A 23816-nucleotide genomic window follows, 5' to 3' on the forward strand; every position below is an offset into this window, starting at 1 on the left:
GTTCCCCTCGTTAGCAGCAGCCACGCCGGACAACAGTCACAGACGCCCCGACTTTAAGAAGGCCCTGGCGATGAGGTGGGCGCTGTTGTTGGTGTAGGAGAATTCGGTGCCCGGGGCGAAGGCCTGCTTCGTGAGGATGGATGCCACGGCGTGGTCCGATCCCGGGAGGTCGTCCGCGAGGCCGGCGGTCATGGTCAGCAGCTGTTCGAGGGTGATCCCGGCCACGCGGGGTGTCATGTCTTCGGCGTAGTCGGGCAACAGCTGGGCCAGGGTCGCGTCGACCCCGGAGATCTTTCTCTCGCCGATCGCGATGCCGACCAGCGTGCTGATGATGCTCTTGGTGACCGACCAGACGTGGTGGTGGTCGGTCGCGACCGAGTCGTAGTACCGCTCGTACGCGGTCCGGCCGTCGGCGAGCACGATGACGGAGGCCAGGCCGGCGTAGTCGTCCGCGGCGAACTCCTGATCCAGTGCCGCGGCCAGCTGCTGGTCCACCGCGAGGTCGGCTTCCGACGTCGCGGTCGGCAGGAGCGGGGCCGGCGCGGTCGGTGAGACTGACGACGCAGCGCTGCCTGGGGGTGTCGTCGTCCCGGCGCAGCCCCCGGCCAGCAGGACGACGGCGAGCACTGCACCGATCGTCACGGCCCTGACGCGATGGTCTGACATCAGAACACCTCCGATCCTGGCCCGGCGGGTCAGGGGCAGCTTCCCGTGCCCGAGGCGTCGACGGAGAAGGTGATCTCCTCGAGCACGAACTCGCCGACATCGGGAATGGTGATCACGGCGCCGAACGTGTGGCTCCCGATCGTGAGTTCCCCGGGTGCGCGGAATGCACCGGTCTGGATCCACCATCCGTCGGTGACCTCGACGATCGTTCCGTCCTCGAGGGCGGCGATGCCGCTGATCAGGCGCTTGATCGGGGAGCGCTCGGTGTCCTCGAGGCGTATGCCGTCGAGGTAGAGGTCGACGGTCGTGGGTGCGAGCAGCGCGACGCCGACGTCCCGCTTGACGGGCGGCTCGCCCTCGACGGCGCCGACGATCAACGCGAGAACCAGGAGCTGCCAGTCGTCCTCGCACACCGATGAACCGTTCCACGGAAAGTCCACGAACGGGCGGATGCCGTGTTCGAGGAAGACCGCGGGGCCGGCCAGGTCGGCTGCCGGCGGCCCCGCGAGCTGATCGATCACGCCCCCGGCGCCCTCGGCCGCTTGGAAATGTGAGAGGACATCACCGTAGGTGATCTCGTCGTCAGCGGCCGCCGGACGTGCGACGAAGAGCGAACCGAGCGACAGTGCGCTGATCATCGCGGCGATGACGGCTGAGCGGAGTACGCGGATTCGGCGCTCGTGAAGCATGTCAATCCTCCTTCGGTGGTGGGGTGCTCAGCCGCCCCAGCTGCCCCCAACACCGTGGGGCAGGATCGGCAGGGACCAGAACAGCATTGTCGTGCCGTCCGTCATCGTCAACGTCCCGTACGTGTAGTAACCGACCTGCATCACGCCGCCCGTACCGGGCTCGGTCGGGTGGGCGTTCGTGTGCGACCACACCGCCTTCGCTCGGTCCGACCCGAGGATGAAGCAAGTCTGCACGGGGTCTGGGCCGCCTGGGCCGGCGGTGCCTCCCCAATCGCCATGCCTGAAGCTCCCGGCGGTTCCGGCGACCAGCGTCCGCACGGCCTCCGGCAGACGAGCTTCGATCTGATCGGCTGGGAACATGACCTTCAAAAATCCTGCCGAGTCGACCACCACCGGACAGATCGCGTAATTCGATGGCTGGTACTCGATCGGCACCGGCTCCGCCAAGGCGTTGGCCGGAATCGAAGCCCGACCCACGACGAAGGACGCGGGATCGATCTCCCTTTCGCGCACGAGGTCGAGGCCCTTGGGGCTGAGGCGCTGCTGCCTGATGTGGCCGCCATCGGTTCGCCACAACACGCGCCCGTCGTCGTAGACGTAGGCCCAGCCCGCGTGGAACTGGACCCACTCGGCGACGACCGCGGCCTCATCAGCTGGCGCCGCGGGCCATGCGGCGGCTCCGTGCTCCGGGTCGAGCGTGGTGCGAGGGGCTTCGGGCGGTCCGCCCAGCATCATGATCGCGCCAGCTCCGAGTACGAGCGCCGAGACCGCTGCTGCGATCCCGTATCCCGCCCGTCGTCGTCGGGCGCGCCGTCGGGCGTCGGCGATGACGCCGTCTTCGATGATGGGCTGCGTGTCTTCGACGGCGGGCGGCGAGGAGCCGACCGCGGACTCTTCGCGGATGGACTGCTCATCGAGTGCGGCCGGATGCTCACGGCTCTGAGCGGGTACCTCATCGTGCGAGTCTCTGTCGCTTCGGTCGATCAGGGAGATAGTCATCGTACACTCCAACCAATGATGCTATTATCAATAGCATCATGATCGATGTCAACATCAATCGAAACGATCGGACGGATCTTTACGAGCAGGTGGCCGCCGAGATCCGGCGCGCGATCGCCGATGGTGAGGCCGCGCCTGGCGAGCGGCTGCCGCCCGCGAAGGACCTCGCTGATGTGCTCGGTGTGAACCCGAACACCGTGCTCCGCGCCCTCCGCCTACTGCGCGGTGAGGGCCTGCTCGAATTCCGTCGCGGCCGAGGCGTGTCGGTCATCGCGGCGCCCGAGCATGGAGCCGTGGTGCAGCGTGCGCGCGAACTCGTCGAGGTCGCCCGGCGGTACGGCTACAGCTCGCAGGAGATCATCGACATCATCCTGAGCGTTGGGTGAGCTGAGGCCACCCCGGCCGACCTCGCACCCCTGTCTCGCGTCGGAACTCGAGCAGTCCCTCATCACGCAGGAGTCGAAGCGCCCGCGGCACGGTGTTCGTTTCTCTCGGACGTAGTCGTGCCCGCGAAGATTCGCGCCCACTGCGCGGCGCTTCGGTAGGTCACCAGAAGTCGTGGCCTATTCCGTGTTTCGAGATAGAGCCATGGGGGAGTGGGCAACGAGGCGAGCCATCCAGAAGCGACGTGTTCGCCGGTCGGCGCGAACCACCAACGGCCTTGGGACGCCCGATTCGAACGTCGTGGGAGTCCTCACCACTGGTGAGGCTCTCGCAATGGAGATAGCCCGCGAACTCTGCAATCGAAAGGTTCCGAGGCGCGTCAAGGCGCCGCAGGCGGCACGTCACCCGCGATTCGTCCATCAGATTGATTGCTGAGCCGGAAGTCATCAACCGAGCCGGCACTTGGCCATTGGGAGAGGCACTGAACCGATTGCGATGCACCGCAAGAGTTTTCCTCGGTCGATTCCCGCCTCCGGCATGTTCAATGAGAATCGGGAGTGATTTCCGGAGAGCCGACATGCTCGGCGAGGAGCGGGGCATCATGTTCGTGCATCGGCTGCAATAGCGTCCGCCTTGATGGACATAATGTGCATTATCGGCTATTGGTTCGATGCCGGTTCATCAGGGTGCGACAGCCCATGTGCATCATGTGTATCGCCGTGGTTCGCCGGCCGACCCAGAGGACGCGATAACGTGTCTCCGCCGCTCAAGAAGTCGGTCAAGGACGTGTCTTGTGTCCTTGCTGCAGCAGGCGAACCATTTCGGCGATTCGAATCGGGCGCTGTTGCGGATGACGCTTCGTGGAGTCGATCCACCTGAGCCAGGCTTTCCGGTAGACCTGCGCGAGCGAGTCGAAGAACGCGGCCGCATCGGGAGCGGCATCGAGTGCCGCGGCGATATCCGGGGCGAGATCGGATCGCTGCGGTCCCTCGGGCTCGAGGACGACCTCCACCTCGGCGCCATCGCGTAATGCGACAGCGCACCATGCCGGCCCCAGCGCGATCACCGGCCCGCCCGCCTGCTTCTCAACGACGCCGCGCATCGCCCGGCCCGCCACGGTTCCCTTCACCGGGTGGCGGGGCTTGGCGCCCCATGACTCATCGGGGTCGAACGGAATCGGCACCCGCGTGCGACCCTGCTGATCCACGGCAACCGTGGTCCGAAACCTCCGCAGCTCGCTCACGGGACCAGCCTGCCACCATGCGCCATCGCTGGTGGACGGCGATCAGGGCTCGAGGAAGGCGCGAGACGTGAATGAGGAGACTCGCCCGATTCGTTCAACTCACCGAGCGACCCCAAGGGCCTCAGGCGCCGACGTACTCGGCGAGGTGTTCGCCGGTGAGCGTCGATCGTGCTGCGACGAGTTCGGCGGGCGTGCCCTCGAAGACCACTCGACCACCGTCATGGCCGGCACCGGGGCCGAGATCGATGATCCAGTCCGCGTGCGCCATGACGGCCTGGTGGTGCTCGATGACGATGACCGACTTGCCCGAGTCGACGAGCCGGTCGAGCAGGCCGAGCAGATGCTCGACATCGGCGAGGTGCAGGCCGGTCGTCGGTTCGTCGAGCACGTAGATGCCGCCCTCCTCCCCCAGGTGCGTGGCCAGCTTGAGTCGCTGACGTTCACCGCCCGAGAGGGTCGTGAGCGGCTGTCCGAGGCTCACGTAGCCCAAGCCGACATCGGCCATGCGGGCAAGGATCTTGTGCGCCGCCGGGATCTTCGACTCGCCCGTGGCGAAGAAGTCCTCGGCTTCGGTGACCGGCATCGCCAGGACCTCGGCGATGTCACGACCGCCGAGCTTGTACTCGAGCACCGATGCCTGGAATCGCTTGCCCTCGCACTCCTCGCACGGTGTGGCGACGGTGTCCATGAAGCCCAATTCGGTGTAGATCATGCCCGCGCCGTTGCACGTCGGGCAGGCACCCTCGGAGTTGGCGCTGAACAGTGCCGGCTTGACGCCGTTGGCCTTCGCGAACGCCTTGCGGATCGGCTCGAGCAGCCCCGTGTACGTGGCGGGGTTGCTGCGTCGCGAGCCCCTGATGGCGCCCTGGTCGATCGACACGACCCCCGCGCCGGCGGGTATCGAGCCGTGCACGAGCGAACTCTTGCCCGATCCCGCCACACCGGTGATGACGACGAGTGCGCCGAGCGGGATATCGACGTCGACGTCGAGCAGATTGTTCGCAGTCGCCCCGCGGATCTGCAGCGCGCCGGTGGGCGTGCGCACCGCCTGCTTGAGTGATGCGCGGTCGTCGAGGTGCCGGCCGGTGAGCGTGCCACTGGCCCGCAGCCCGTCGACGGTGCCTTCGAAGCAGACGGTTCCGCCCGCCGTTCCGGCACCGGGGCCGAGGTCGACGACGTGATCGGCGATCACGATGCTCTCGGGCTTGTGTTCGACGACGAGCACCGTGTTGCCCTTGTCGCGCAGGCGGATCAACAGGTCGTTCATGCGCCGGATGTCGTGGGGGTGCAGGCCGATGGTCGGCTCGTCGAAGACATAGGTGATGTCGGTGAGCGAGGAGCCGAGGTGGCGGATCATCTTCGTGCGCTGCGCCTCGCCGCCCGACAGCGTGCCCGAGGGGCGGTCGAGCGAGAGGTAGCCCAGTCCGATCTCGACGAACGAGTCGAGTGTCTGTTGCAGCGTCGCGAGCAGCGGGGCCACCGACGGCTCGTCGAGCCCGCGCACCCATTCGGCGAGGTCGCTGATCTGCATGGCGCACGCGTCGGCGATGTTGATACCGCCGATGCGGGACGACCGCGCGGGCTCAGCGAGCCTGGTGCCGCCGCAGTCGGGGCACGCCGTGAACACGACGGCTCGGTCGACGAACGCACGGATGTGCGGCTGCATCGCCTCGCGATCCTTCGAGAGCAACGACTTCTGGATCTTCGGAATCAAGCCCTCGTAGGTCATGTTGATCCCCTGGAGCTTGACCTTGGTCTGCTCCTTGTACAGGAAGTCGTGCAACTCGGTCTCGGTGTAGTCGCGGATCGGCTTGTTCGGCTCGAGGAAACCGGACTCGCTGTAGATGCGCACCATCCAGCCGTCGGCCGAATACCCCGGGATGGTGATGGCGCCCTCGACGAGCGACTTGCTCTCGTCGTACAACTGCGACAGCTCGAAGTCGCTCACCGTGCCCATGCCCTCGCAGCGGGGGCACATGCCGCCGAGCACGGTGAAGGTGCGCTCGACCTTCTCGCTCTCGCCTGCACCGCGCTCGACGGTGATGGCGCCGCTCCCCCGCACCGAGGGCACGTTGAACGAGAAGGCGTTCGGCGAGCCGATGTGCGGTTGCCCGAGTCGGCTGAAGACGATGCGCAGCATCGCGTGGGTGTCGGTCGCGGTGCCGAGGGTCGAGCGCGAATTGGCGCCCATGCGCTCCTGGTCGACGATGATCGCGGTGGTCAGCCCCTCGAGCACGTCGACGTCAGGCCGCGCCAGTGATGGCATGAATCCCTGCACGAAGGTGCTGTACGTCTCGTTGATCATGCGCTGCGACTCGGCTGCGATCGTGTCGAAGACGAGCGAGCTCTTGCCCGAGCCCGAGACGCCGGTGAAGACCGTGAGTCTGCGTTTCGGGATCCCGAGGCTGATGTCCTTGAGGTTGTTCTCTCGCGCGCCCTGTACGCGGATCAGTTCGTGACTGTCGGCGACGTGTACCGACGATTGCGTGCTTGATGTCGTGACCACAGTCATCGATCCAACCAGATTCGAGCGGCCGGCCGCAGGTTCGTCCGCTCCCCCGGGGCGTCGCCGGGGCATCCGCAGTCATTCATTCTTGACTTATATAAGTGACCGTGCAAATATGGTTGCCATGCACGCGCTCGACATCCTCGGCGATCCCGTGCGGCGACGCATCCTCGAACTGCTCGCCGACGGCGAATCGTCGGCGGGCGAGCTCGGCCACGTGATCCAGGCCGAGTTCGGCATCTCGCAGCCCGCCGTATCGCAGCACCTTCGGGTGCTGCGCGAGGCGGGCTTCGCCACGGTGCATCCCGAGGGCACGAGACGGGTGTACGCGCTCGATCCGGCGCCGCTGGCGGCGGCCGACGAGTGGTTCGATGCGTTCCGCCGATTCTGGATGCCGCGACTCGACGCCCTCGGCACCGAGCTCGCCCGGGGTCGCCGGCAGCGGCGAGTGGCTGCCGAGGCTGAAGACACTGACACCGACAATGAGGAGAACTGACATGGTTGACATCGCCGCACAACTCGACGCCGTCGAGCGCGCCGTGCGCACCGATGACGTCGACGGAACGCCCGCACGCGTGCAGACGCTCGCGCAGACCTATCCGTCGCCGATCTCCGACGTGTGGAACGCGATGACCTCGGCCGAGCGCATCCCCCGCTGGTTCCTGCCGGTGAGCGGCGACCTGCGCCTGGGCGGCCACTACCAGCTCGAGGGCAACGCCGGCGGCACCGTGCAGTCGTGCGAACCCCCGCACGAGGGCCGGGCGCACTTCAGCATCACCTGGGAGTTCGGCGGCGGCGGCGAGACATGGGTGACCGTGCACCTCGAGTCCGTCGATGCCGATCGCACCCGGGTCGAGCTCGAGCACGTCGCTCCCGCCTCGGTCGTCCCCGACGAGATCTGGCAGCAGTTCGGCCCCGCCGGCACCGGCATCGGCTGGGACCAGGGCCTGCTCGGCCTCTCCCTGCACCTCACCGACCCCGCTGCGCGGCCCGAAGACCCCGAGGCCTGGAGTCTCAGCGACGAGGGGCGCGCCTTCATGCGCGGCTCGGCCGACGCATGGGCCGAGGCGCAGGCCGCCGATGGCGTCGACCTCGAGGCCGCCCGCGCCGCGGCATCCGCGACCTTCGCGATGTATACCGGCGAAGCGCCCGGGCCGATGTAGCGACGCGCGGGGCACATCCGATCCTCAGGAGGAGTTCGGCCGTAGCCTGACCCCGCACGGTCTCGCCGTCAGAAAGGACACCGTAATGTCTTCGCCGCAACCCTCCGGCTTCTTCGCTACGTTCTCGGTCGACGCCGCCGAACTCTCGAAATCGTCGATCAACACCATTCGCGCGACACTCGGCATCAGTGGTGTCGTCGCGCTCATCATCGGCATCCTGATCACGTTCTGGCCTGAACGCTCTGCCGTCGTGCTCACGACGATCCTCGCGATCTACCTGATCATCGCGGGCATCGCGTACCTCGGCATGGGCATCTTCTCGAAGGGGATCTCGGGGGGTGCGAGAGCACTCGACCTCATCCTCGGCGTGCTCTTCATCGTCGGCGCGATCATCGCCTTCGCGAACCTCGCCCAGACCACTGCCGTGCTCGCGATCTTCATCGCCGTGCTGATCGGCGTGCTGTGGATCGTCGAGGGCGTCGTCGCACTGGCGCAGCTCGGCGACGCGCCGTCGAAGGGCTGGGCAGTGTTCTTCGGCCTGCTGAGCATCGTCGCCGGAATCGTCGTGCTCTTCTCGCCGCTCTGGGCGGCCGAGGTCCTCTTCATCATCGCGGGCATCGCGCTCATCGTGCTCGGCATCGTGCAGATCGTGCGCGCGTTCACGTTCGGGCGCGGTGTCAAGACCGCCTGAGCACCGTCACAACGACCGGGGCCGGCTGGAGCAACTGCTCCGGCCGGCCCCGTTTCGCTGGTTCGCGACGTCAGTCGAGCGAATCAGGTCGGAAGCCCGAGACGTCGCCGACGTAGCGTGTGTGATCAGCGGGCACCGGGTCGACGGCCGCAGAGGCGACCTCGGCCGCGAACTCGGCGACGTTGTAGAGACGCCCCGCATCGTGCTTGCGGGCGTCGATCGCGCCGGGGTTGGCACGCTCGAGCAGGGTCGCCGTGATCGTTCCCTCGATCATGTCGCCCGAGACGACCACGAATTCGATTCCGGATGCCGCGAGCTCGGGCAGCTTCGCACGCAGGGCGTCTTCGCCGGCACGCTTCGAGAGCGCGACCGGCTCGTACTCGGGCATGGTCGGCGTGGTGCGGATGAAGTGCGCCTGGTGGCTCGTGACGAACACGATGCGCGCACCGTCGGCGAGGTGCGGCAGCGCACCCTCGACCACGTTGACCTGCGCGTCGCGGTTGAGGCGCATCGCATAGTCGTCGCCCATCCCCGATTCCATGCCGCCAGAGGCATTCAGCACCAGGATGTCGATGCTGCCGAGCTCGGTCGCGGTGCGCTCGAACATCGAGGCGACGGATGCCGCGTCGGTGAGGTCTGCGCCGATGGCGATCGCGGTGCCGCCCGCGGCCACGATCTCGGCGACGACCTTCTCGGCACGCGGAGCCTTGCTGCGGTAGTTCACGACGACCGAGGCTCCGGCAGCGGCCAGGTAGCGAGCGGTGTCGGCACCGATGCCGCGCGACGAGCCGGTCACGACGGCGACGCGGCCGGCAAGCGAGCCGGGGGCGAGTGGGTTGGTCACGTGGGGCTCCTCGAGGCTGTTGGCTGACCGATCGGCCGACGGGCGGAACGGCGCGAACCGAGACTATCAACTCCCCCATGTCGCACCCGGCACTGATAGTTTCAGAGCAACGACCACGTGCAGAGGAGATCGACTTGGATGTACTGACCCAGTACGCGTGGATCGTGTGGCTCGTGCTGATCCTCGCCTTCGCCACGATCGAGGTGTTCACGCTCGAGATGACCTTCCTGATGCTCGCGCTCGGCAGCGTGGCCGGGCTGCTGTCGGGCCTCTTCGGCATTCCGTGGTGGGCCCAGTTCATCATCGCCGCGGTCGTGTCGGTCGCGCTCATCCTGGCGCTTCGCCCGCCCTTGCTGCGCATGCTCCGCCGCGGCGGCGATCCTGCGCGCAGCAACATCGACGCGCTCATCGGTGCCGACGGCACCGTCGTACGCACCGTGAACGCCGCCGGCGGCCAGGTTCGCCTGCAGAACGGAGACGTCTGGACGGCGCGGCTCTCCCCCATCACCGAACAGGCCGACGTCGCCGTGGGCGAGCGCGTGCTCGTCACCGGCATCGACGGCGCGACGGCGGTCGTCGTGCCGGTAGAGAGGAACACTCCCCAGTAATGGACATCACCGGCATCATCACGACGATCGTCGTCATCGCGATCGTCATCTTCGTCATCGTTGTCATCGCACGCTCGGTGCGCATCATCCCGCAGGCCTATGCCGGCGTCGTCGAGCGCCTCGGGCGGTATCACAAGACGCTCACGCCCGGTCTGAACCTGCTCGTGCCGTTCATCGACCGACTGCGCCCGCTCGTCGACATGCGCGAGCAGGTCGTCTCGTTCCCGCCCCAGCCGGTGATCACCGAAGACAACCTCGTCGTCTCGATCGACACGGTCGTCTACTTCCAGGTCACCGACGCCCGCGCAGCGACCTACGAGATCGCGAACTACCTCGGTGCGGTCGAGCAGCTCACCACGACGACGCTGCGTAACGTGGTCGGCGGGCTCAACCTCGAAGAGGCGCTCACCTCGCGCGACAACATCAACGGGCAGCTGCGCATCGTGCTCGACGAGGCGACCGGCAAATGGGGCATCCGCGTCTCTCGTGTCGAGCTCAAGGCGATCGACCCGCCCCACTCGATCCAAGACTCGATGGAGAAGCAGATGCGCGCCGAGCGCGACCGGCGTGCGCTCATCCTCACGGCCGAGGGCACCAAGCAGTCGCAGATCCTCACCGCCGAAGGTGCACGTCAGGCGGCGATCCTGCAGGCCGAGGGTGATGCGAAGGCCGCGGTGCTGCGCGCGCAGGGCGAGGCCGAGGCGATCCTCACGGTCTTCGATGCCATCCACAAGGGCGATGCCGACCCCAAGCTGCTCGGCTACCAGTACATCCAGATGCTGCCGCAGCTCGCGAAGGGCGATGCCAACAAGCTGTGGGTCATCCCGAGCGAGCTGACCGAGGCGCTCAAGGGCATCGGCAAGGCGTTCACTCCGATGCAGGCAGGCGCCGAGCCGTCGACAGCCGCGGCACCCTCGACGCCGCCCGCGGCTGCGCCCCGCACCACTCCCGAGAACCCCGCGCCGCAGGGCTGACCTCGCGTCGTGGCATCCGAGTACTTCGAACCACCGGCGCCACGCGCGCTCGCGCATCGCGGACTCGCGGTCGACGCGCCCGAGAACACGCTTCTGGCGTTCGCACGGGCGGTCGCGGTCGGAACGCAGTACATCGAGACCGACGTGCACGTGAGCCACGACGGTGTCGCGGTCGTCGCGCACGATCCGACGCTCGAGCGGGTGGCGGGTCGTGACGTCGCCGTGGGCCAGCTCACGATGGCCGAGCTCCGGCGCATCGACCTCGGGCACGCACAGGGCTTCGCCTCGCTCGACGAGGCGCTCGACGCGTTTCCCGACACCCGGTTCAACATCGACCTCAAAGAAGACGCGGTCGTCGAGCCGACCGTCGCCGCGATCACTCGCACGCGAGCCGCGAGCCGGGTGCTCGTGACGAGTTTCTCCGACCGGCGACGCCGCCGCGTGGCGGCACAGCTGCCCGACGCGGCAAGTTCTGCGGGCAGCGCCGGCGTGCTGCGGTTCCGGCTCGCCGCGTCGCTCGGGTCGCGGTCGGCGACGACCCGGGCGCTGCGCGGTGCCCGCGCGCTGCAGGTGCCCGAGCGTGCCGGCATCGTGCGACTGGTCACCCCGCGAATCATCGAAACGGCACATCGCGTCGGCGTCGAAGTGCATGTGTGGACCGTGAACGAACCCGCCGACATGACCAGGCTGCTCGACCTCGGCGTCGACGGCCTCGTGACCGACCGGGTCGACCTCGCGCTGCCGCTCATCGCCGCTCGAAGCTGAGAATTCCCCGGTAAACATCAGGCGGCGGAAAGGGAACGCCCAGCTTGATCGTTGACACTGTTAGAGGATCGAGAAGAGGAGTACGCCATGGCGGACCGGAGCCTTCGGGGCATGCGAATCGGCGCGCAGAGCCTGCAGAGCGAAGACGGCGTGGTGTTCGCCGACCGTGCCGACTACACGTACCGATGCGAGACGTGCGGTCGCGAGACGGTGATGACCTTCTCGACCGAGGCCGAGCTCCCTGAAACGTGGGAGTGCCGCCACTGCGGTGCTTCTGCCGTGCTGCTCGTCGACTCCAAGCCGGTCGAGATCGACCGTTCCGGCGAGAAGATCGCGCGCACGCACTGGGACATGCTGCTCGAGCGTCGCACCCGTGCCGAACTCGAAGAACTGCTCGAAGAGCGCCTCAGCTACCTGCGCGCCCGTCGCGGCCAGCAGAAGATCGGCGCCTAGCCTCAGACCTGCGGCGTCGTCGAACCCTCGTCACGTCCCGCTTCCTCGGCGACCTCGTCGCCGAGGTCACGTCGCGCCTTCTGCCGCGCGATGACTCCCGCGGCGACGAGCGCCACGAGCGACCCGATCACGACGATGAGCGGCACCGCTCCCCCGAGCACGACCGACGGGGTCAGCCCGGTGCGCAACTCGACATCGGTCACCATGGCGCCCTGCTCATCGATCGGCAGTGAGTCGATGGTTCGACCCGACGGGTCGATCACCTGACTGGCACCGACCGTCGAGATGTTCACGACCGAGCGCCCCGTCTCGATCGCGCGCAGCCTCGCGATCGCGAGCTGCTGCTGGTTCTCGTCGGTGCCGCGGAAGTCGGCGTTGTTGGTCTGGAACATGTAGAGCTCGGCACCGTCGCGGGCGCCCTCCCAGATGAGCTCGTCGTAGATCACGTCGAAGCAGATCGCGAGGCCGGTGATCGCCGTGCCCAGGTCGAAGACCGGCGGGTTCGTGCCGGGCGAGTACCCGCGCTGGATCAGCCCGATGAGGTCGGGGGCCAACGGCTCCCAGAACGCCCGGTCGGGAATGTACTCGCCGAACGGCACCGGATTGCGCTTGTCGTAGGTGTCGACGGCACCCTCGCCTGCGAGCCACAGCATCGAGGTGTTGAAGAACTCGTCTTCGTCGACGGTCACGGTGTTGAGCACGACGGGGGCGTCGAGCTGCTCGCTCAGGTCGTCGAAGATGTCGGCCACCTCGGGGCTGCGCGTCGGGTCGAGGTCGGAGCCGCCCTCGGGCCAGAGCAGCACGTCGATGCCGGGCTCATCGAGGATCGGCTCGGTCGCCTCGAGCTGTGCGGTGAGCACGTCGCCGGGTTCACGCACGTCGAAATAGCCGGATGGCCCGTTGCCCTGCACGCTCGCCACGCGAAGCTCGCCCGTGGCCGACGTCGACCACGCCGGCACCACCATGGCGACGAGCGCGAGTGACACGACCGGAATCGCGGTGCGCAGGTCGCGCCATCCGCTCGCTCGAACCCACTCGATGACGCCGGCGACGATCGCGACCATGATGAATCCGAGCCCTGACGACCCCACCCACGACACGACGTCGGCGAAGGGGCTCTCGGACTGGCTGAGCGCAGCCCTGCCCCACGGGAATCCGCCGTATGGGATCGACCCGGTGGCGGCCTCACGCACGACCCAGAGACCGGCGATGAGCAGCGGCAGGCCGATGAGGCGTATCCACTTCGACGCCGTCACGCGAGGCACCCATCGGTACGCGAGAGTGATGAGCACGGCGCCGCCGGCGACGAACGCCGACTCGAGAATCGACAGCGCGAGCCACGGGATCGGCCCCAGGTAGAGCGCCGTCCATGACACCTGCTGCAGGTAGAAGGCGAGCCCGAACGCGAACCCGAGCATCGCCGCCGCCCACGAGCTGCGCCCGATGAGGGTGGTCAGGGCGAGTGCGATGCCGACGAACGCGAGCGGCCAGATGCTCGCGCCCGGAAACCCGAGGTCGTAGATCAGCCCGCCGGCGATCGCGACGACGACAGCAGCCCACAACGGCATCAGCGGACGCGGATCGTTCTCGGGCACCAGATCAGCCTAGGCGACGTGAGGCTCGCTGCAGCTGCAGCTGCCGACGTCGCCGTCGCCAGCGCCGGCCGATCGGATGCCGCGTCACGCAACGGTGCCGTAGGCGACCACGCCGCGGCGCACGTCGTCGATCGCCGCCCGGGCGGTGGCACCCAGCTCGGCGTCGGCCACGATCGAGATCTGGTCGAGCAGGTCGACCACCTGCTTGGTGAGCCGAACGAAGTCACCCGCGGCCAGGTCGAGGTCGTCGAGCACCGAGCCGAGCCCGGCCCCTCGCGCCCACGCGTGCATTGACGAAGACAGCGCGGGCGACGGCTGGTCGCTGCCCGGCAGCCGGTGGTCGCGCTCGAGGTCGTCGAGCACGCTCCACGTGTCGAGCGTGCGGTCGAACGCCTCACGGAACCCGCCTCGCGGCAACCGGTAGTCGACCCCGCGATCGTCACGGCGCGGCTCGTACACGAGCGCGGCCGCCATGGCCGCGATGCCCGCGGTGTCGAGCCCGTTCCAGAGCCCTCGGCGCAGGCACTCGGCAACGAGCAGGTCGCGCTCACCGTAGATGCGCTTCAGGATGCGCCCGGCCGAGGTCGACACGAGCGACCCCTGCGCGTCGTGCTCGAGGTAGCCCAGTGACTCGAGCACCTCGCTGACCCTGTCGAACCGCTTGGCGACCTGCCCGGTGCGGGTGTGGATCTGACGTGAGAGCTGATCGTGCTCCTGCTTCAGGCGCCACCAGCGCTCGGCCCATCGGGCATGCTGCTCGCGCTCGGCACAGCCATGGCACGGGTGCGCTCGCATCGCCTTGCGCGCCGCGGCCAGCTCGCGCTGCATGCGCTCGCGCTGTGCGTGCGTCGAGTTGCCCTTCGACGACTGGCGTTCGATCGACGAGATGCTGCGCCGCAGTGCCGCATACTCGGCGAAGTCGCCGAGGTGGCAGGTCATCGCCTGCTCGTAGCCCGCCATCGATTCCTCCTGCTTGCGCAGGGTTCGGGCGAGGTCGACGACGGCACGATCAGCCTGGAACTGCGCGAACGAGAGTTCGAGGATCTGCCTGGTGCGATCGCGGCCGAACTGATCGATCAGGTTGACGGCCATGTTGTAGGTCGGCCGGAAGCTCGAGTTCAGCGGATAGCTGCGCCGCGAGGCGAGCGCGGCCACCGATTCGGGGTCGAGCCCGTCGACCCACTGGATGACCGAGTGGCCCTCGACGTCGATACCACGGCGTCCGGCGCGGCCGGTGAGCTGCGTGTACTCCCCCGGCGTGATCGGCACCCGCGCCTCGCCGTTGAACTTCTCGAGCTTCTCGAGCACCACCGACCGGGCGGGCATGTTCACGCCGAGCGCAAGGGTCTCGGTCGCGAACACGACCTTCAGCAGCTTGCGCTGGAACAGCTCCTCGACGATCTCCTTGAAGGCCGGCAGCATGCCCGCGTGGTGGGCCGCGACACCGCGCTCGAGTCCTTCGAGCCACTCCCAATAGCCCAGCACGGCGAGGTCTTCATCCCGGAGCATCCGTGCCCGCTCTTCGACGATGGCGCGGACTTCCGCGCGTTCCTGCGATTCGGTGAGCCGGATGCCGGAACGCAGCACCTGGCGCACGGCTTGGTCGCATCCGGCGCGCGAGAAGATGAACACGATCGCCGGCAGCAGGTTCTTTCCCTGCAGCAGCGCCACGACGTCGGGGCGATCGATGCGGCCCTGCCCGGGCCCGCCCTGGTGGAAGCGGCCCCGGTCGCCGCCGCGACGCCCCCTGCTCGACCGGCTCGAGATCGACCGACCACCGACACGGGCGAGCTGCTTCAGCTCGGGATTCACCCGGTTCGTCGCCGCCTGGCCAGACGAGTCGAACAGGTCGAGCAGCTTCGCCTTGACCAGCACGTGCTGCTCGAGCGGCACGGGCCGCTCTTCGGAGACGATCACGTCGGTGTCGCCGCGCACCGCCTGCAGCCAGTCTCCGAATTCCTCGGCGTTCGAGACGGTCGCGCTGAGCGAGACGAGCCGCACCTCCTCGGGGAGGTGGATGATCACCTCCTCCCACACCGCACCGCGGAATCGGTCGGCGAGGTAGTGCACTTCGTCCATGACCACGTAGGCGAGCCGGTCGAGCAGCGGCGAGTCGGCGTAGAGCATGTTGCGCAGCACCTCGGTCGTCATCACGACGATGCGCGCGCCCGAGTTGATGTTCGTGTCGCCCGTGAGCAGGCCCACCGACTCGGCACCCCAGACGTCGGCGAGCTCCTGGAACTTCTGGTTCGAGAGCGCCTTGATCGGAGTGGTGTAGAACACCTTGGCTCCCCGCTCCTGCATGGCGAGGAACACGGCGAACTCGGCGACCACTGTCTTGCCGGCACCGGTCGGCGCCGCGACGAGCACGCTGCGGCCCTCATCGAGCGCCGCGCACGATGCCCGCTGGAAGGCGTCGAGGTCGAATTTCAGGCCGGCGGCGAACTCGGCGAGCCGAGGCTGCCTGCGCTGTTGTCGGGAAAGGGCATAGCGCTCGGCCGGCGAGAGGCTCATCACCCCTTCAGCCTAGACAGCGGCGCCGAACTCCTCGCGATTTCGCTTCTCGACGCGCTTGTCGTGCAGGCTCGCGATGAACCAGGCGGCGAAGTACAGCACGATCATGGGGATCGCGAGCATGAACATCGAGATGACGTCGGCCGACGGCGTGGCGATGGCCGTGAAGAGCACGATGACGAGGATCGCGATGCGCCACGACTTGATGATCGCCGCGGCGCTGATGACCCCGGCGAAATTGAGCAGCACGATGAACACCGGCACCACGAACGCAATGCCGATCGCGACGACGAGTTTCAGCACGAAGTCGATGTACTCCTTCGCGGTGAGCAGCGACATCGCATCGCCCGGCACGAAGCTCGTCATGAGCTTGACGATGTTCGGCAACACGAGCCAGCCGGCGGCGCACCCCGCGAAGAACAACGGAATCGCGGTGGCGAAGAACGCGAACGTGAACTTGCGCTCACGCGTGTTGAGCCCCGGCACGAGGAACGCGAAGATCTGGTAGAGCCAGACGGGCGCCGAGATCACAAGTCCGAGCGTGAACGCGATCTGCAGTCGCAGGTCGAACGCGCTCGAGATGGTGGGGAACACGATCGCGGTGTCGGTGCCCTGCGCTTCGGCGACACGAGCCACCGGCTCTTGGATGGCGTCCCAGACGAAGAGGTCGGTGAGCACCCAGCCCGCGACCATGCCGACGACGATCGCGATCGCAGAGATGAAGAGGCGCTTGCGCAACTCGATGAGATGCGCGCCCAGCGACATCCGCTTCTCGCGGTCCTTCCCGCGATCCTTCACCGCGGTCATCGGAGTCAGGCGGTCTTGCTGGAGTCGGGTTCTTCAGGCTTGGTCGCGTCGTCAGCCGCCGCGGCGTCGCCGTCGGCCTTCTCGGGCCGAACCTCGCTCTTCAGGATCTTCATCGACTGCCCGAGGCTGCGGGCGAGTGCCGGGAGCTTGGGTGCGCCGAAGAGCAGCAGAATGACCACGAGAATGATCAGCGCGTGCCAACCGGTGAAGCCTTGCCACATAGGAATTCGTCCGTTTCTCGGTGAATGGTGAGGACAGTCTACCTGTCGCCGGGTGCGGCGGGTTCACGTTCGTGAACGGATGACCCGTCGTCGGCGTATCCCGCAAGTGCGGCCTCGGCCCATGCGGCGACCGCAGCCCGCGCCTCGGGCGGCGAAACGACCGTGACGAGTCCGGGAAGCCCGGCCACGAGGCGCTTCAGCCCGTGCACGTGCGCGAGGCGCAGTGTGACCCGAAGGCGCCCGTCGACCTCGGTGGTCGTCGAGTCCGCGAGGTAGTCGGCCAGCAGCGGCAGCGCGGCGGGAGCGAGATCGACCACCACATCGAGGTCGGATTCGGAACCCTGGAAGAGTGTCTCGGGGACGACGTGGTCGGGGTGCTCGTCGATGGGCACGTCCGAGACGACGAGCGCGCTCATGCGGTCGACACGGAAGTTGCGCACATCTTCGCGGGTGTGGCAGTACGCCTGCAGGTACCAGTCGGCGTCTTGCGAGAGCACCCTGAGCGGGTCGACGCGTCGGCGACCGGCGATGCCGAGCGCGTTGCGGTAGTCGAACTCCAGCTGGCGCCCACCGGCGACGGCCTCGCGGATGAGCGCGAGCGACTCGTCGGCTTCGGTCTCGGCGACCCCGATGCGCGTCGGGGTCGCCGACGCGCCGGCATCGAGTTTGGCAAGCAGTGAGGCGAGGGAGGCGCTGTTGGCGTTCTCGGGCAGTGCCGTCAGGTACTGGAGTCCGGCGATGAGCGCCGCGGCCTCGCGTGCCGAGAGCCGCGGCGCATCGTCGATGGCGACGTGGTGCACGATCACGATGGAGTCGTCGTCTTCGAACGCGTCCCAGTCGATGTCGAACAGGTCGTTCGGCTGGTAGGTGCCGGTGGCGCCGGGCAGGCCCGACGTGGCGATGAGCTTCACTGCGTCGCGGATGGCATCGTCGGAGACGCCGAAGTGCGCGGCGGCCTCGGCGACGTCGACGACCTGGCGCTCGAGCAGGTAGGGAACGAGCGCGAGCAGGAACACGAGCTTGTCGGGCGCCTTCTGCGCACGCTGCGACTTCTGCGGCTTCTGGGTGCCCTGCCGGTTCGCGTTCATCGGTTCGCCTCGAGGTCGCGATGGGCATCGGCCACTGCGTGCAAGCGCTGCTTCACGGCCGCCAGCAAGTCCGCCGGCGCGAGCACGCGCACCTCGGGCCCGTAGGCGGCCAGCTCGTCGGCGAACACCGCAGCGTCGGTGTAGTGCAACCGGATGACTCCGGCGTCTTCGTCGCGCTCGACGGCACGCCTGCCGAGGCGCACCTCGGCGTCGCTGCCCGCGGTGACTGCGAGATCGGCGGCATTGCGCAGGCGCAGTTCGGCGAGGTCGGCGATCACGCGATCTTGAATGCCCGGCGGCGGCGGGTCGAACGTCGAGCCGGCGATCGGCGTGACGTCGCCGACGATGCGCGACAGGAGGAACGTGCGCGGCTCGCCGGCGGCGAGGTCATGCGCGTGCAGATGCCAGCGGCCCTCGTGCATCACGACCGCGAGGGGGTTCACCCGACGCTCGCGTGGCGCCTGCTCGCCCGGCTTGAAGTACTCGAACCGCACGGCCTGGCGGCGGTCGAGCGCCTGGCGGAGGGGTTCGAATGCGGCGTCGCGCACCCGCAGTCGCGGCGCGTAGCCGATGACGGGCTCGCGCGGCTCGATGCCGAGCGCCCGAAGCTTCGTGAGGGCACGCTGCGAGTCTTCCGAAAGCGAGGCCTCACGCCACACCTCGGCGGCGAGGCCGAGCAGCGCGAGTTCGTCGGGGGTGAACCGCACCTCGTCGGGCAGGTCGTACAGGCCCTTGGGTATGCGGTAGCGCAACGATTGGTTGTCGCCGGGGCGATCGGGTGATTCGACCGTCTCGAGCGGGATGCCGAGCTCACGGATCTGGTCTTTGTCACGCTCGAACTGCCGGTCGAGGTTGACGTTCGCCCCCGACCGGTCGAAGCGCTCGGCGTAGCCGCGCACGGTCGACAGGATGTCGGACTTCAGCAGTCCGGCCTCGGTCGCGAGCAGCGCGAGCACGAGGCTGAACAGCCGGTCTTCGGCCGGGATCGCCGGCTCGCTCCTGCGTTCTGATCCGGGCACAGGAGCGATCATACTGGGCCGCGAACCGCCCTCGGCCGGCATCGCGGAATCAGATCACGCCGAGGATGTCGATCACGAAGAAGAGGGTGGCATTCGCGGGGATGTCGCCACTCGCCTGGTCGCCGTAGCCATCGACCGGGGCGACGACCACGCCGACCTGCGACCCGACCTTCTGCCCGACGATCGCGTCGGAGAACCCGGGGACGACCTCGCCGCCCTCGCCGACGACGAACGTGCGCGGGCCCGGCGTCGGGTTGTCCTCTTCCTTGGTCTCCCAGCTCGAGTCGAACACCTTGCCGGTCTCCCACACGACGCCGGTGTAGTGCACGACGACCGAATCGCCGTCTTCGACGACCTGGCCGTTGCCCTGCTTCAGTACCTCGACCTCGGTGTTCTCGAACGGGTCGGCCTCGGGCACCGTGATGCCGGGGCGCCCGTCGGGCGCGAGCACGACCGCCGGGAAGCCGTCACGGGTGAGCCGCACCGATCCATCGGCACGAAGCGGGAAGGCACGCTGCACGTCGAACACGGCGACGAGGCTGCCCTGGCCCTCTTCGCCGCCGACCTCTTCTGACGGGGCGACGACGACGACCCGCGATCCCTCGCGTGCACAGCTCAGCCCATGCGTGAATGCAGGTAGCGTGCCATCGCCGAGCACGAGCTGGGCGGGCTCGTCGTAGCCGACGGCCTGCACCTGTTCACCCGTCGTGCCGTCGAACAGCGACGCACCGAGCAATACGAACTGACCCTCTTGCAGGTAGTCGCCCTCGCCTGCGATGACCTCGGTGCATTGCGTCTCGGGGGGTGCGAGCGGCGTCGGGAACTCGACGCGGGGCTCGGAACCGAAGTCACCCGTGACGACTACGGCATCAGACGAATCGCCTGGGGAGGCCACGGGGGCGGGTGCCGGGGCGGTGCAGCCGGTGAGGGCGATGACGACGGCGCCGGCGGTGGCGATGAGCGCGAGAGACGAGCGCACTGATCCTCGATTCTTCGATGGGTCGCGGAGGGGCGTTGGTAGCCTACCCGGCCTCGCCGGTCGGGTCGGGATCGGGAGCATCGGCGGTGGAACGCGACCGCTCGGCGGCGGCGTCGGCTGCTCGCACCCGCTTGCGCAGGCTCTTCGCGCTGACCTGGCGCTCGCCGAGGGCGCCGGGCGTCCATGCCTCGACGTCGTCGTCGCTGTACGCGGTCTTGCCGGGGCGGCGCTTGAGTTCGGGCAGCACTGCGCCGGGCGCGAGCCGGCGCGCGGTGATGAGGAACCCGGTGTGCGCGATCATGCGGTGGTCGGGCCGCACGGCGAGGCCCTGCACGTGCCATCCGCGCACCATCGTCTCTGACGATTGCGGCTCGGTGTACTCGCCCGTCGCGCGGATCGCCTCGGCGACCCGCGAGAGCTGGGTGGCGGTGGCGATGTAGCAGAGCAGCACGCCGCCCGGCTTCAGCGCGTCGGAGACGGCGTCGATGCACTCCCAGGGTGCGAGCATGTCGAGCACGACGCGGTCGACGGATGCCTCATCCACCGTCTCGGGCAGCACTTCGGCGAGATCGCCGAGGGTGATCGACCAGTTCTGCGGGTCGGCGCCGTGGAACGTCGCCACGTTGCCACGGGCGACGTCGGCGAACTCCTCGCGACGCTCGAACGAGTGCAGGTAGCCCTCTGAGCCGATGGCGCGCAGCAGCCAGAGCGAGAGCGCGCCCGAGCCGACGCCGGCCTCGACGACGGTGGCTCCGGGGAAGATGTCGGCCTGCGCGAGGATCTGCGCGGCGTCTTTCGGGTAGACGATGGCCGCGCCGCGCGGCATCGACATGACGAAGTCGCTGAGCAGCGGTCGCAGCGCAAGGTACTCGACGCCGACCTGGTTCGCCACGACCGAGCCGTCAGGTTGCCCGATGAGGTCGTCGTGGGCGATGGGTCCCTTGTGCGAGTGGAAGAGCGCGCCCGGCTGCAGCGTGATCGTGTGCAGGCGGCCCTTCGGCCCGGTGAGCTGCACGCGGTCGCCGACGCGGAACGGCCCGCTCTGCTCGCCCCGGCTCGCGGTCACGACGCGGCTCCGTTCGCGCCGACGAGCGCACCGAGATCGGCGAGCGTCGCGCCCACGAGCGTCGGCCAGATGGCCGACGACGGGGCGTCATCGAGCGAGAGGATGTTCGGCACCCCGACGGCGATCGCCCCCGCCGCGTGGGCCGAGGTGAGCCCCGCCGGGGAATCCTCGATCGCAACGCAGTCGGCGATGTCGACGCCGAGTTGATCGGCGGCGAGCAGGTACGGCTGGGGATGCGGCTTCGCGTGGTCGACCGAGTCACCCGTGACGACGACATCGAATGCCGTGAAGGGGATGGCGCGGATGATGTCGTCGGCCATCGCGCGCACCGACATGGTCACGAGGGCGGTGGGCACGGATGCCTCGCGGAGCGCCTCGAGCAGCTCGCGGGCCCCCGGTCGCCAGGGCACTCCATGTTCACCGAGCTGCTCGCGCACGCGCCCCGTGAGGCGGGCGACGATCGTGTCGGCGTCGAGGTCGACGCCCTTCGCCTGGAACACCGCAGCCGCCTCCCAGAGGCCGCTGCCGACGAGCTCGAGCGCGTCGTCGTGGGTCCAAGTTCCGTCGAACGCCTCGACGAGCTCCTCTTCGGCAGCCATCCAGTAGCGTTCGGTGTCGACGAGAGTGCCGTCCATGTCCCAGAGAACGGCGGCGGGCAGGCGTGTGGTCACAACGCCCAAGTCTACGGGCACGGCCTATTGTGGAGAGGGCCCCGGGAACCCGGGGCGGAAAGCGGGGCCCCAAGCGTGAATCAGCCGGCCGGTTTCGAGGGTCGAAGACTGCTCATCGTCGCCTTCGAGGGTTGGAACGACGCCGGTGAGGCGGCGACCGGCGCGGCGAAACTCCTCGCCGAGCGGCTCGCCCTCGTCGAGATCGCCTCCGTCGACCCCGAGCTCTACTTCGACTACCAGTTCACCCGGCCCACGGTCGCCATCGGCGACGACGGTGCGCGCCGCCTCGAGTGGCCGGGCGCCGCGATCCTCGGCCCCGGCAGAGCGCAGGAGCTCGATGACCCGGTGACCGGCCCCGGGGCATCCGGACTGCACGTGCTCATCGGCGCCGAACCCGCCCGAAGCTGGAAGGGCTTCGCCGCCGAACTCATCGACGCCGCGCTCGCGGCCGACATCGACGGCGTCGTGCTGCTCGGCGCGATGCTCGCCGACGCCCCGCACACGCGCCCGCTCACCGTGTTCGCGTCGAGTGAGAACCCCGAGGTGCGCGGCGCGCTCGGCGTTGAGCGTTCGAGCTACGAGGGGCCCGTCGGCATTCTCAGCGTCATCGCCGACCATGCCGAGCGCGCCGGAATCCCCACCGTGTCACTGTGGGCCTCGGTGCCCCACTATGTGCACAACGCGCCCTCGCCCAAGGCGGTGCTCGCCCTGCTCGGCAAGGTCGAGGAGCTCACGGGGCTGTCGATCCCCCGCGGCACGCTCGAGACCGAGGCCAAGGCGTGGGAGGCGGGCGTCGACGCGCTCGCGGCCGACGATGAAGACATGGCGGGTTACATCACGCAGCTCGAGCAGGCGCGCGACGCGGTCGATGCGCCCGAGGCGAGCGGTGAGGCCATCGCCCAGGAGTTCGAGCGCTACCTGCGCCGCCGCGGCGACGGCCCCGAGGGGCGCGCCGACGGGCGTGGCGACGGCCCGCGCTGACGGGTGGCCTGACGGGTCGGCCGCGTTCAGATTGCCTGGATCGTACCCGTGCCGAGCAGCACGAAGATGACCCCGCCGAGGACGATGCGGTAGAGCACGAACGGCAGGAAGCTGTGCTTCGAGATGTAGCTCATGAAGAACGCGATCACGAGGATCGCGACGACGAATGCCACGAGCGTGGCCGCCGCCGTCTCGATGGGACCGTAGACCGCCGGCTCGCCGAGGCTCTTGAACAGCTGGAACAGCCCGCTGCCGAACACCGCCGGGATTGCCAGCAGGAACGCGTAGCGCGCGGCGGCCGCCCGCTCATAGCCGAGCAGCAGCCCCATGGTGATCGTGCCGCCCGAACGTGAGACACCCGGGATGAGCGAGAGCGACTGCGCGAGCCCGAAGTAGATGCCGTGCGGCACCGTGATCTGATCGAGCGCCCGCCGCTTGGCGCCGGCCCAGTCGGCGAGCCCCAGGATGATGCCGAACACGATGAGCATCGTGGCGGTGATCCAGAGCGAACGCAGCACGGTCTCGATCTCGTCTTGGAAGAGCAGGCCGAGCACGACGATCGGGATCGAGCCCACGATGATGAGCCAGCCCATGCGCGCGTCGGGATCGTGGCGTGGCACGCGACCCGTGAACGAGCCGAACCAGTGCGACACGATGCGCACGATGTCGCGCCAGAAGAACACGACGACGGCGGTCTCGGTTCCGAGCTGCGTGATCGCCGTGAACGCGGCACCCGGATCTTGCGCCCCGGGCAGGAACTCGCCGAGGATGCGCAGGTGCGCGCTCGACGAGATCGGGAGGAATTCGGTGAGGCCCTGCACAAAGCCGAGGATGAGCGCTTCGATCACGTTGGGGCATCCGCCTTCCGCCCCCGCTGAGATCGGAGGACT

At 68.3% G+C, this 23816-nt stretch carries 25 protein-coding genes; 9 read left to right on the forward strand and 16 right to left on the reverse strand.

Going from position 1 to position 23816, the window contains the following annotated elements:
- Nucleotides 1-36: 36 nt before the first annotated feature.
- From ABD164_RS15870 to ABD164_RS15880, 3 genes are all read right to left on the reverse strand, one after another.
- Nucleotides 37-627, reverse strand: coding sequence for a serine hydrolase domain-containing protein (locus tag ABD164_RS15870; protein ID WP_344297287.1), 591 nt, complete (start codon nt 625-627; stop codon nt 37-39).
- Between the two features lie 68 nt (nt 628-695).
- Complete coding sequence (locus ABD164_RS15875) at nt 696-1355, reverse strand: hypothetical protein (protein WP_344297289.1); 660 nt, start codon at nt 1353-1355, stop codon at nt 696-698.
- Between the two features lie 27 nt (nt 1356-1382).
- On the reverse strand, nt 1383-2090 hold the full coding sequence (locus ABD164_RS15880) for a hypothetical protein (RefSeq protein ID WP_344297291.1): 708 nt from the start codon (nt 2088-2090) through the stop codon (nt 1383-1385).
- Between the two features lie 302 nt (nt 2091-2392).
- Here ABD164_RS15880 and ABD164_RS15885 point away from each other — a divergent pair, with 302 nt between their 5' ends.
- Nucleotides 2393-2740 (forward strand): GntR family transcriptional regulator, encoded by a 348-nt coding sequence (locus ABD164_RS15885; RefSeq protein WP_344297293.1) that lies wholly within the window; start codon nt 2393-2395, stop codon nt 2738-2740.
- Between the two features lie 776 nt (nt 2741-3516).
- Here the strand turns inward: ABD164_RS15885 and ABD164_RS15890 are convergent.
- Both ABD164_RS15890 and ABD164_RS15895 read right to left on the reverse strand, forming a co-directional pair.
- A complete protein-coding gene (locus tag ABD164_RS15890) occupies nt 3517-3981 on the reverse strand; it encodes a YdeI/OmpD-associated family protein (protein ID WP_344297295.1) in 465 nt (154 codons plus the stop codon).
- 121 nt (nt 3982-4102) lie between these two features.
- Nucleotides 4103-6493: an ATP-binding cassette domain-containing protein gene (locus ABD164_RS15895; protein ID WP_344297297.1), complete on the reverse strand. Its 2391-nt coding sequence runs from the start codon at nt 6491-6493 to the stop codon at nt 4103-4105.
- A gap of 118 nt (nt 6494-6611) precedes the next feature.
- On the opposite strand from ABD164_RS15895, the gene ABD164_RS15900 reads away from it, so the two are divergent.
- From ABD164_RS15900 to ABD164_RS15910, 3 genes are all read left to right on the forward strand, one after another.
- The gene (locus ABD164_RS15900) at nt 6612-6983 is read left to right on the forward strand and encodes an ArsR/SmtB family transcription factor (protein ID WP_344297380.1); all 372 of its coding nucleotides are present in this window, start codon (nt 6612-6614) and stop codon (nt 6981-6983) included.
- A gap of 1 nt (nt 6984) precedes the next feature.
- On the forward strand, nt 6985-7650 hold the full coding sequence (locus ABD164_RS15905) for an SRPBCC domain-containing protein (protein WP_344297299.1): 666 nt from the start codon (nt 6985-6987) through the stop codon (nt 7648-7650).
- Nucleotides 7651-7735: 85 nt separating this feature from the next.
- Nucleotides 7736-8341, forward strand: coding sequence for an HdeD family acid-resistance protein (locus ABD164_RS15910; protein WP_344297302.1), 606 nt, complete (start codon nt 7736-7738; stop codon nt 8339-8341).
- 70 nt (nt 8342-8411) lie between these two features.
- Here ABD164_RS15910 and ABD164_RS15915 read toward each other — a convergent pair whose 3' ends face one another.
- Nucleotides 8412-9185, reverse strand: a complete 774-nt coding sequence (locus tag ABD164_RS15915; protein ID WP_344297304.1) for an SDR family oxidoreductase — start codon at nt 9183-9185, stop codon at nt 8412-8414.
- Nucleotides 9186-9319: 134 nt separating this feature from the next.
- Between ABD164_RS15915 and ABD164_RS15920 the strand changes: the two genes are divergently transcribed.
- The 4 genes from ABD164_RS15920 to ABD164_RS15935 all read left to right on the forward strand — a co-directional run bounded on the left by ABD164_RS15920 (nt 9320) and on the right by ABD164_RS15935 (nt 11985).
- Nucleotides 9320-9793 carry an NfeD family protein gene (locus ABD164_RS15920; RefSeq protein WP_344297306.1) on the forward strand — a complete coding sequence of 158 codons (474 nt, stop codon included), beginning with the start codon at nt 9320-9322 and terminating at the stop codon, nt 9791-9793.
- Nucleotides 9793-10767: an SPFH domain-containing protein gene (locus ABD164_RS15925; RefSeq protein ID WP_344297308.1), complete on the forward strand. Its 975-nt coding sequence runs from the start codon at nt 9793-9795 to the stop codon at nt 10765-10767. Before ABD164_RS15920 ends, ABD164_RS15925 begins: the two co-directional genes overlap by 1 nt.
- Nucleotides 10768-10776: 9 nt before the next feature.
- A complete protein-coding gene (locus ABD164_RS15930) occupies nt 10777-11532 on the forward strand; it encodes a glycerophosphodiester phosphodiesterase family protein (protein ID WP_344297310.1) in 756 nt (251 codons plus the stop codon).
- Between the two features lie 87 nt (nt 11533-11619).
- Complete coding sequence (locus tag ABD164_RS15935) at nt 11620-11985, forward strand: RNA polymerase-binding protein RbpA (RefSeq protein WP_344297312.1); 366 nt, start codon at nt 11620-11622, stop codon at nt 11983-11985.
- 2 nt (nt 11986-11987) lie between these two features.
- On the opposite strand, the gene lnt is transcribed toward ABD164_RS15935, so the two are convergent.
- The 9 genes from lnt to ABD164_RS15980 all read right to left on the reverse strand — a co-directional run bounded on the left by lnt (nt 11988) and on the right by ABD164_RS15980 (nt 21945).
- Entirely contained in the window at nt 11988-13580 is a 1593-nt protein-coding gene (gene lnt, locus ABD164_RS15940; protein WP_344297313.1) for an apolipoprotein N-acyltransferase, read from the reverse strand.
- An 84-nt stretch (nt 13581-13664) separates the two neighbouring features.
- On the reverse strand, nt 13665-16094 hold the full coding sequence (locus ABD164_RS15945) for a DEAD/DEAH box helicase (protein WP_344297315.1): 2430 nt from the start codon (nt 16092-16094) through the stop codon (nt 13665-13667).
- 12 nt (nt 16095-16106) lie between these two features.
- Nucleotides 16107-16859 carry a twin-arginine translocase subunit TatC gene (gene tatC, locus ABD164_RS15950; protein WP_344297382.1) on the reverse strand — a complete coding sequence of 251 codons (753 nt, stop codon included), beginning with the start codon at nt 16857-16859 and terminating at the stop codon, nt 16107-16109.
- A 47-nt stretch (nt 16860-16906) separates the two neighbouring features.
- Entirely contained in the window at nt 16907-17122 is a 216-nt protein-coding gene (locus ABD164_RS15955; RefSeq protein WP_344297317.1) for a twin-arginine translocase TatA/TatE family subunit, read from the reverse strand.
- Nucleotides 17123-17160: 38 nt separating this feature from the next.
- Nucleotides 17161-18210 carry a helix-turn-helix transcriptional regulator gene (locus ABD164_RS15960; protein ID WP_344297319.1) on the reverse strand — a complete coding sequence of 350 codons (1050 nt, stop codon included), beginning with the start codon at nt 18208-18210 and terminating at the stop codon, nt 17161-17163.
- Nucleotides 18207-19229, reverse strand: a complete 1023-nt coding sequence (locus ABD164_RS15965; RefSeq protein ID WP_344297321.1) for a helix-turn-helix transcriptional regulator — start codon at nt 19227-19229, stop codon at nt 18207-18209. The genes ABD164_RS15960 and ABD164_RS15965 overlap by 4 nt, the downstream gene beginning before the upstream one ends.
- Before the next feature lie 49 nt (nt 19230-19278).
- Nucleotides 19279-20208, reverse strand: coding sequence for an FKBP-type peptidyl-prolyl cis-trans isomerase (locus ABD164_RS15970; protein ID WP_344297323.1), 930 nt, complete (start codon nt 20206-20208; stop codon nt 19279-19281).
- Between the two features lie 43 nt (nt 20209-20251).
- Complete coding sequence (locus ABD164_RS15975; RefSeq protein WP_344297325.1) at nt 20252-21274, reverse strand: tRNA (adenine-N1)-methyltransferase; 1023 nt, start codon at nt 21272-21274, stop codon at nt 20252-20254.
- Nucleotides 21271-21945, reverse strand: a complete 675-nt coding sequence (locus ABD164_RS15980; RefSeq protein ID WP_344297327.1) for an HAD family hydrolase — start codon at nt 21943-21945, stop codon at nt 21271-21273. Before ABD164_RS15980 ends, ABD164_RS15975 begins: the two co-directional genes overlap by 4 nt.
- Nucleotides 21946-22020: 75 nt before the next feature.
- On the opposite strand from ABD164_RS15980, the gene ABD164_RS15985 reads away from it, so the two are divergent.
- Nucleotides 22021-22926, forward strand: coding sequence for a PAC2 family protein (locus ABD164_RS15985; RefSeq protein WP_344297328.1), 906 nt, complete (start codon nt 22021-22023; stop codon nt 22924-22926).
- 26 nt (nt 22927-22952) lie between these two features.
- Here ABD164_RS15985 and ABD164_RS15990 read toward each other — a convergent pair whose 3' ends face one another.
- On the reverse strand, nt 22953-23807 hold the full coding sequence (locus tag ABD164_RS15990) for an undecaprenyl-diphosphate phosphatase (RefSeq protein WP_425545959.1): 855 nt from the start codon (nt 23805-23807) through the stop codon (nt 22953-22955).
- Nucleotides 23808-23816: the final 9 nt, after the last annotated feature.

It is taken from the genome of Agromyces neolithicus (assembly GCF_039529735.1).
Lineage (GTDB): Bacteria > Actinomycetota > Actinomycetes > Actinomycetales > Microbacteriaceae > Agromyces > Agromyces neolithicus.

Bases quoted from the DNA above. Each gene is read 5' to 3' on its own strand.
- ABD164_RS15875 (WP_344297289.1), bottom strand. From the start codon at position 1,355: ATGCTTCACGAGCGCCGAATCCGCGTACTCCGCTCAGCCGTCATCGCC.
- ABD164_RS15880 (WP_344297291.1), bottom strand. From the start codon at position 2,090: ATGATGCTGGGCGGACCGCCCGAAGCCCCTCGCACCACGCTCGACCCG.
- ABD164_RS15885 (WP_344297293.1), top strand. From the start codon at position 2,393: ATGATCGATGTCAACATCAATCGAAACGATCGGACGGATCTTTACGAG.
- ABD164_RS15895 (WP_344297297.1), bottom strand. From the start codon at position 6,493: ATGACTGTGGTCACGACATCAAGCACGCAATCGTCGGTACACGTCGCC.
- ABD164_RS15900 (WP_344297380.1), top strand. From the start codon at position 6,612: ATGCACGCGCTCGACATCCTCGGCGATCCCGTGCGGCGACGCATCCTC.
- ABD164_RS15905 (WP_344297299.1), top strand. From the start codon at position 6,985: ATGGTTGACATCGCCGCACAACTCGACGCCGTCGAGCGCGCCGTGCGC.
- ABD164_RS15910 (WP_344297302.1), top strand. From the start codon at position 7,736: ATGTCTTCGCCGCAACCCTCCGGCTTCTTCGCTACGTTCTCGGTCGAC.
- ABD164_RS15925 (WP_344297308.1), top strand. From the start codon at position 9,793: ATGGACATCACCGGCATCATCACGACGATCGTCGTCATCGCGATCGTC.
- ABD164_RS15935 (WP_344297312.1), top strand. From the start codon at position 11,620: ATGGCGGACCGGAGCCTTCGGGGCATGCGAATCGGCGCGCAGAGCCTG.
- ABD164_RS15945 (WP_344297315.1), bottom strand. From the start codon at position 16,094: ATGAGCCTCTCGCCGGCCGAGCGCTATGCCCTTTCCCGACAACAGCGC.
- tatC (WP_344297382.1), bottom strand. From the start codon at position 16,859: ATGTCGCTGGGCGCGCATCTCATCGAGTTGCGCAAGCGCCTCTTCATC.
- ABD164_RS15955 (WP_344297317.1), bottom strand. From the start codon at position 17,122: ATGTGGCAAGGCTTCACCGGTTGGCACGCGCTGATCATTCTCGTGGTC.
- ABD164_RS15960 (WP_344297319.1), bottom strand. From the start codon at position 18,210: ATGAACGCGAACCGGCAGGGCACCCAGAAGCCGCAGAAGTCGCAGCGT.